The sequence below is a fragment of the Ideonella azotifigens genome (assembly GCF_006519715.1).
Lineage (GTDB): Bacteria > Pseudomonadota > Gammaproteobacteria > Burkholderiales > Burkholderiaceae_C > Ideonella > Ideonella azotifigens.
Window position 1 is genome coordinate 1 of record NZ_VIDT01000307.1, and the last position, 6,364, is coordinate 6,364.

At 67.0% G+C, this 6,364-nt stretch carries 6 protein-coding genes and 1 pseudogene; 2 read left to right on the top strand and 5 right to left on the bottom strand.

What is annotated here, in order from left to right:
• Positions 1-175 precede the first annotated feature (175 nt).
• The 3 genes from FKP22_RS17715 to FKP22_RS17725 form a co-directional block, all read right to left on the bottom strand.
• Positions 176-1,393 (bottom strand): acyl-CoA dehydrogenase family protein, encoded by a 1,218-nt coding sequence (locus tag FKP22_RS17715; protein WP_141288864.1) that lies wholly within the window; start codon positions 1,391-1,393, stop codon positions 176-178.
• 80 nt (positions 1,394-1,473) lie between these two features.
• Positions 1,474-2,556, bottom strand: a complete 1,083-nt coding sequence (locus tag FKP22_RS17720) for a phosphotransferase family protein (protein WP_141288866.1) — start codon at positions 2,554-2,556, stop codon at positions 1,474-1,476.
• A 42-nt stretch (positions 2,557-2,598) separates the two neighbouring features.
• A complete protein-coding gene (locus FKP22_RS17725; RefSeq protein WP_141288868.1) occupies positions 2,599-3,303 on the bottom strand; it encodes a Crp/Fnr family transcriptional regulator in 705 nt (234 codons plus the stop codon).
• A 95-nt stretch (positions 3,304-3,398) separates the two neighbouring features.
• On the opposite strand from FKP22_RS17725, the gene FKP22_RS17730 reads away from it, so the two are divergent.
• On the top strand, positions 3,399-4,163 hold the full coding sequence (locus FKP22_RS17730; protein WP_141288870.1) for a class II aldolase/adducin family protein: 765 nt from the start codon (positions 3,399-3,401) through the stop codon (positions 4,161-4,163).
• 3 nt (positions 4,164-4,166) lie between these two features.
• Here the strand turns inward: FKP22_RS17730 and FKP22_RS17735 are convergent, their stop codons facing one another.
• Together FKP22_RS17735 and FKP22_RS17740 are read right to left on the bottom strand one after the other, a co-directional pair.
• Entirely contained in the window at positions 4,167-4,874 is a 708-nt protein-coding gene (locus FKP22_RS17735; protein WP_141288874.1) for a histidine phosphatase family protein, read from the bottom strand.
• Between the two features lie 56 nt (positions 4,875-4,930).
• On the bottom strand, positions 4,931-5,710 hold the full coding sequence (locus tag FKP22_RS17740) for an oxepin-CoA hydrolase, alternative type (RefSeq protein WP_141288872.1): 780 nt from the start codon (positions 5,708-5,710) through the stop codon (positions 4,931-4,933).
• A 339-nt stretch (positions 5,711-6,049) separates the two neighbouring features.
• Between FKP22_RS17740 and FKP22_RS17745 the strand changes: the two are divergent.
• A pseudogene (locus FKP22_RS17745) lies at positions 6,050-6,364 on the top strand (hypothetical protein); the annotation flags it as partial.

A 6,364-nucleotide genomic window follows, 5' to 3' on the forward strand; every position in this document is an offset into this window, starting at 1 on the left:
GCTGGGCGCGCGCGGGTTTGCGTCGCAGCCCATCTCCAGCCAGATGGGTGCCAGCCAGATCAACGCCAGCCAGCTCGACCTCAGCCAGCAGGACCTGGCGAGCCGGCAAGGTCCCGCCAGCGATCCGCCAGCGGAGGATTGAGCCCAAGGCGGCACGCTGCCGCCGGTGGCCCCATCACACGCGGTACTTGCCCAGTTCGACCTTGGCAATCGCGTTGCGGTGCACTTCGTCGGGGCCGTCGGCAAAGCGCAGCGTGCGGGCGCCTGCGTAGTAGCTGGCCAGCGGGAAGTCCTGCGACATGCCGGCGGCGCCGTACACCTGCATGGCCCAGTCGATGACCTGGCAGGCCATGCTGGGCGCGACGACCTTGATCATCGCGATCTCGGCCTTGGCGGTCTTGTTGCCGGCCACGTCCATCATCCACGCAGCTTTCAGCGTCAGCAGCCTGGCCTGCTCGATCATGCAGCGGGCCTCGGCAATGCGCTCCTGCGTGACGCCTTGCTGGGCGATCGTCTTGCCAAAGGCGACGCGGCTGCTGGCGCGCTTGCACATCAGTTCCAGCGAACGCTCTGCCAGGCCGATCAGCCGCATGCAGTGATGGATGCGGCCCGGGCCGAGGCGGCCCTGGGCGATCTCGAAGCCGCGGCCTTCGCCCAGCAGGATGCTGCTGGCTGGCACGCGCACGTTCTGGAAGTCGATCTCCATGTGGCCGTGCGGCGCGTCGTCATAGCCCATCACGCTCAGCGCGCGCATGACCTTGACCCCTGGCGCGTCCATCGGCACCAGCACCATGGACTGCTGCGAATGGCGCGGCGCGTCGGGGTCGGTCTTGCCCATGAAGATCAGCACCTTGCAGCGCGGATCGCCCGCACCGCTGGTCCACCACTTGCGGCCATTGATGACGTAGTCGTCCCCCTGGCGCTCGATGCGGGCTTCGATGTTGGTCGCGTCCGACGAGGCCACCGCCGGCTCGGTCATCGCGAAGCCGGAGCGGATCTCGCCGGCCAGCAGCGGCTTGAGCCAGCGTTCCTTGTGCTCGGCGCTGCCGTAGCGCACCAGCACTTCCATGTTGCCGGTGTCCGGCGCCGAGCAGTTGAAGACTTCGCTGGCCCAGGGCACGCGGCCCATGATCTCCGCCAGCGGCGCGTATTCCTGGTTCAGCAGGCCGGCGCCCAGCTCGCTCTCGGGCAGGAACAGGTTCCACAGCCCGGCGGCGCGGGCCTTGGGTTTGAGTTCCTCGATGACGGGCAACGGCGTCCAGCGCTTGCCTGCCTGCGTGTTGGCCTCCAGCTCGGTCCCGTAGCGGGCTTCGTTGGGGTAGACGTGCTGGTCCATGAACGTCGAGACGGCGTCCCTCAGCTCCTGGGTGCGCGGGGAATAGGCGAAGTCCATGCGGTCTCCTTTGATGGCGCCGATGGCGCTTTTGCGATGCGAGAAAACTGAAAGGGAAGGCGATTGCGGCCGAGGCCGGATCAGGCCTTGGCGGCGAAGCCCCAGGCCAGCGCGGCAAGTTGGGGCGCAGCCGCGCCGTTGGCCCGTGCCTGCTCGCTGGCAGCGGTGCCCATCTCGACCCGCTTGGCAATGCCTTGCACGATGGCCGCCAGGCGGAACAGGTTGTAGGCCAGGTAGAAGTTCCAGTCCCGCACGACGGCTTCTGGGTCCGCGCGGCCGGTGCGCTCGCAGTAGCGGCGCACGTACTCGCGCTCGGACGGGATGCCCAAAGCGGCATGGTCCAGCCCGGCAATGCCGCGGAAGGTGCCGGGGGGGATGTGCCAGGCCATGCAGTGGTAGCTGAAATCGGCCAGCGGGTGGCCGATGGTGGACAGCTCCCAGTCCAGCACCGCCTTCACGCGCGGCTCGGCGGCGTCGAAGATCAGGTTGTCGAGCCGGAAGTCGCCGTGCACGATGGACACTTCCGCCGCGTCGCGCGCACTGTCCGGGATGTTGGCCGGCAGCCATTCCAGCAAGCGGTTCATCGCCGGAATGTCCTGCGTGACCGAGGCCTGGTACTGCTTGCTCCAGCGGCCGATCTGGCGCTCGAAATAGTTGCCCGGCTTGCCGTAATCCGCCAGGCCGACGGCGCCCACGTCCACGCTGTGCAGCGCGGCGATCACGCGGTTCATCTCGTCATAGACCGCGCCACGCTGCTCGGGAGAAAGGTCGGGCAGGGCCTGGTCCCACATCACGCGGCCGTCCACGCACGCCATCACGTAGAACGCACGGCCGATCACCGCTTCGTCCTCGCACAACAGGTGCATCTCGGCGACCGGCACCGCGCTGCCGTGCAGCGCCTTCATCACGCGGAACTCGCGTTCGATGGCATGCGCCTGCGGCAGCAGCTTGACGGCCGGGCCCGGCTTGGAGCGCATCACATACGCGCGCTGCGGCGTGATCAGCTTGTAGGTCGGGTTGGACTGGCCGCCCTTGAACTGCTCGACCGTCAGCGGTCCGGCAAAGCCCGGCAGGTGCTGCGCCAGGTGCGCTTCGAGTGCGCCGATGTCGAACTGGTGGCTGGCCGCGACGGGCTTGGTGCCGATGTTGTGTTGGAGGTCCATGCGTTGTTCATCCCTGCGCCGCAGGGCGAACCCGGCGGATGCTCAGCGTTGCGCTGCGGCCAGCAGCTTGTCCCTGTGCAGCACGACCAGGCGCGTGGGTTCCACCCGCAGCACGCCCTCGCGTTCCAGTTCCTTCAGTTCCTGGTTGACCCGCTGGCGCGAGGCGCCCAGCAGTTGCGCCAGGTCTTCCTGCGCCAGCTGCAGCCCGATGCGGATCTCCTCGCCCTGCGCGATGCCGTAGCTGTTGGCCAGCAGCAGCAACTGCTTGGCCAGGCGTGCGGAGAGCGGCCGGGTGTTGAGGTCCTCGAACAGGTTGAACATCAGCCGCAGGCGGCGGCAGTTCAGGCGCAGCAGCGCCTCGTACAACTCCGTGTGCTGCGACAGCAGCTCCTTGAAATCCGCCTTGGTGACACCGACCAGCGTGGTCGCGCCATGGACCGTCGCGTCGTGGGTGCGCGGCAGGCCATCGAACAACGCGATGTCGCCAAACCAGGTGCCTGGTTCGACGTAGGTCAGCGAAACCTGCTTGCCAGACAGCGACACCGTGCTGACCCGCACTGCACCCTTGGCCACCCCGACCCAATCTTCGGCCGGCCCGCCGCGCGCGGCGAGCGGTGTGCCGTCCTGCAATCGCCGCACAAAGGCTCGCGCCATGATGGCAGAGCGCAGGGTGTGCGAAAGCGAGGAAAACCATGAAGCTGAATCAATGTTGTGGCGCTCTTCGATTGTAAGAATGGGGGTATTCATCATTTGTCCCTGACGTGACAACGGCGACATGATCGTTGTCGGTATTGTCCATGTTGCGGTTTCCCCTGGGCACCGCGTCACCACGGAGACAAACAATGAATGCTCGTCTGGAAACCCTGAGGCCAAGCTGCAGCGAAGCGGAATGGCAAACCCGCGTGGACCTGGCCGCCGCCTACCGGCTGGTTGCGCTGTTCCACTGGGATGACCTGGTCTTCACCCACATCAGCGCCCGCGTGCCCGGGGAAGATGGCGCCTTCCTGATCAACCCCTACGGCATGCTGTTCGAGGAGATCACCGCCAGCAGCCTCGTGAAGGTGGACCACGAAGGCAACAAGCTGAGCGACTCGCCATACCCGGTCAACCCGGCCGGCTTCACCATCCACAGCGCCGTGCATGCGGTTCGCCATGAGGTCGGCTGCGTGCTGCACACGCATACCCTGAATGGTATTGCAGTCTCGGCCCAGGCCGAGGGCTTGCTGCCGCTGTCGCAGCAGTCCATCTTCGTGCTCGGCAGCCTGGGTTATCACGATTACGAAGGCGTGGCGCTGCGCGACGACGAGAAGCCGCGGCTGGTGCGCGACCTGGGCGAAAACAGCTTCCTGATGTTGCGCAACCATGGCCTGTTGACGGTGGGCAAGACGATTGCCGATGCCTTCCAGGCGATGTACCTGTTCGAGACCACCTGCGCGATCCAGGTGCGTGCGCAAGCCGGCGGCGGGAGCCTGGTGCACGTGGCGCCGGAGATCATCGCGACCGCGCGCCAGCAGGCCGCGCAGGTCACGCGCGGCATGGGCAGCCAGCTGATCTGGCCCGGACTGTTGCGCCGACTGGATCGTCAAATGCCGGGTTACGGCACTTGAGTTTCAGACCGGCTTGCCGGTGTACTGCAGCAGCAGCTTTTCCATCGTCGTCAGCCGCTCGCGTTCCTGCAGCCATTGGGTGGGCGCGAGGTTGATGGTGCGCACGACGATGTCCTGGGTGCCGATGTCCAGCACGTTGATGCAGCCCGGCGCCTGCTCCAGCCGGCCGAAGAAGGTGCGCTGGCCACACAGGGCGCGTGACAGCAGCCCGCGGTTCACGGCGCCGTGCAGCACCAGCAGCACGGTCTGCCAGCCGCTGTCTGCCAGCAGTTCATCGAAGGCCGGCAGGATGCGGTCCAGCAGTTCGCCCACGGTCTCGCCGCCGAGGAAGCGGTGCTGCTCGATCTGCGGGTCGTTGTTGAACAGCTCGGTGAAGGCCGCGTGCAGTTCGTCGCGTGGAATGTTTTCCAGCCGCCCGGGGCGGATTTCCTGCAGCCGCGTGTCGACCACCGGCGTGATGGACTGGCCGGCAGCGGCCAGCACGCGCTGCGCGGTTTCGCGCGTGCGCGGCAGGCCGCTGACCAGTACCCGGTCGAAGCGCACGCCGGCCTCGCCAAACAAGCGGCCCGCGGCGTCCGCCTGGGCTCGGCCGGTCGCACTCAGTGGCACGCTATGCGGGTCCAGCGGCGAGCCGTCGGGCAGGAAGTAGTCCACCGAGCTGTGGCGCATCAGGTAAAGGCGCCGGCGGGCGGGTGGGGTGAAAGCGGGCAGGGGATCGGGCAGGGCGGTGGGCATGGTGGCGGTTGGTGGCGAGCGCGAGTAGACGCTCAGCGGAATTCAGGTTTGCGCTTGGCCTGGAAAGCGGCAATGCCTTCGCCGCCGTTGTCGTGGAACAGGTTGGCAACGAACTCGCGCTTCTCGGCTTCCATCTGCTCGCGCAAGCGCCGTGCCGGCGCCTGTTGCACCAGTTCCTTGCTGCTGGCCACTGCGTTGGGCGCCATGTCGGCCAGTTGGCGGGCCAGCGCCAGCGCGGTGGCCAGCGCCTGGCCTTTTTCGGTCAGGCGGTTGACCAGTCCCAGCGCATGCAGCCGCTGCGCACCGATGGGCTCGGCCAGCCACATCAGTTCCAGCGCCAGCGCCCGTGGCAGTGCCCGCGCCAGGTGCCAGCTGGCACCGCCGTCGGGCGACAGGCCCAGCTTGGCATAGGACATCACGAAACGCGCATCGTCGGCCGCGACGATCAGGTCGCAGGCCAGCGCCAGCGCCATGCCGCCACCGGCCGCAAAGCCCTCTACCGCGGCGATCACCGGCTTGGGGAAATGTCCCAGCGCCTCGACCAGGCCGCAGAACTGGTCGATGGATTCGGCCTGCAACTGCGGCGGCCGTTCGCGTGCGCCGGCAATCCGGTTCAGGTCGCCGCCGGCGCAGAAGTGCTCGCCATCGCCGCGCACGATGACGGCCCGCAGCGTCGGGTCATCCGCCGCCACGTTGAGTGCCTCGACCCCCGCCGAGTAGACCTGCGGCGACAAGGTGTTGCGCGTGGCGGGGTCGCTCAGCGTCAGCACCAGGGTCTGGCCTTCACACTGTGTCAGCAGTTCGGACGGCATGGAATCTCCCGCAAGGTTTTGAATCTATGGAAGGCCGGACCGGCTCATTTCTGATTTTGTTAAGGGCCGGCCATCGAACACCAGCCGCTGTAAATGCCAACTAGTTCCGCAGATTCTGGCATCTGTGATGTTGCAGTGGTGTGTGCAGCACAGTGCGGGCGAGCCCCGAGAAGATGAGGGCAACCCTGCGTGATAGAGTCAAAAACAACTCGATACGCAGCAGGCATGACAAGAAAAAGAGTCCCCGCGCTCCTGTGCCTTTGCACGCTGTCGGCCAGCCTGTCTGCCCACGGCGCCAGCTTTGGCCCCCCGGCCTTTCAGGCGGTGATGGGCCAGCCATTGCAACTGCTGCTCCCGCTGACGCTGGAAGACGAAGAGGCGATCGTCGCCGACTGCATCAGTGCCGAAGTCTTGTCGGGCGACCGGCGCCTGCCGGACGCTGAAGTGCGGGTCCAGGTGCAGGCCCAGCCTGCCGTTGTCGGCCAGTCCGGCCGCCAGCAATGGCTGGCCCGCATCACCACCACCTCGCCGGTCGAAGAACCGGTGCTGCTGGTGCGTGTCACGGCCGGTTGCAAGAGCCGCTTCACGCGCCAGTTCACTGCGCTGGCAGATCCGCCGCTGGGCCTCGCAAACGCTGCCGGCGCGGCGCCTGTG

What these genes read in the sequence shown, in the direction of transcription:
- FKP22_RS17730 (WP_141288870.1), top strand. Translation starts at nt 3,399, where the DNA reads ATGAATGCTCGTCTGGAAACCCTGAGGCCAAGCTGCAGCGAAGCGGAA.
- FKP22_RS17720 (WP_141288866.1), bottom strand. Translation starts at nt 2,556, where the DNA reads ATGGACCTCCAACACAACATCGGCACCAAGCCCGTCGCGGCCAGCCAC.
- FKP22_RS17725 (WP_141288868.1), bottom strand. Translation starts at nt 3,303, where the DNA reads ATGAATACCCCCATTCTTACAATCGAAGAGCGCCACAACATTGATTCA.
- FKP22_RS17740 (WP_141288872.1), bottom strand. Translation starts at nt 5,710, where the DNA reads ATGCCGTCCGAACTGCTGACACAGTGTGAAGGCCAGACCCTGGTGCTG.
- FKP22_RS17715 (WP_141288864.1), bottom strand. Translation starts at nt 1,393, where the DNA reads ATGGACTTCGCCTATTCCCCGCGCACCCAGGAGCTGAGGGACGCCGTC.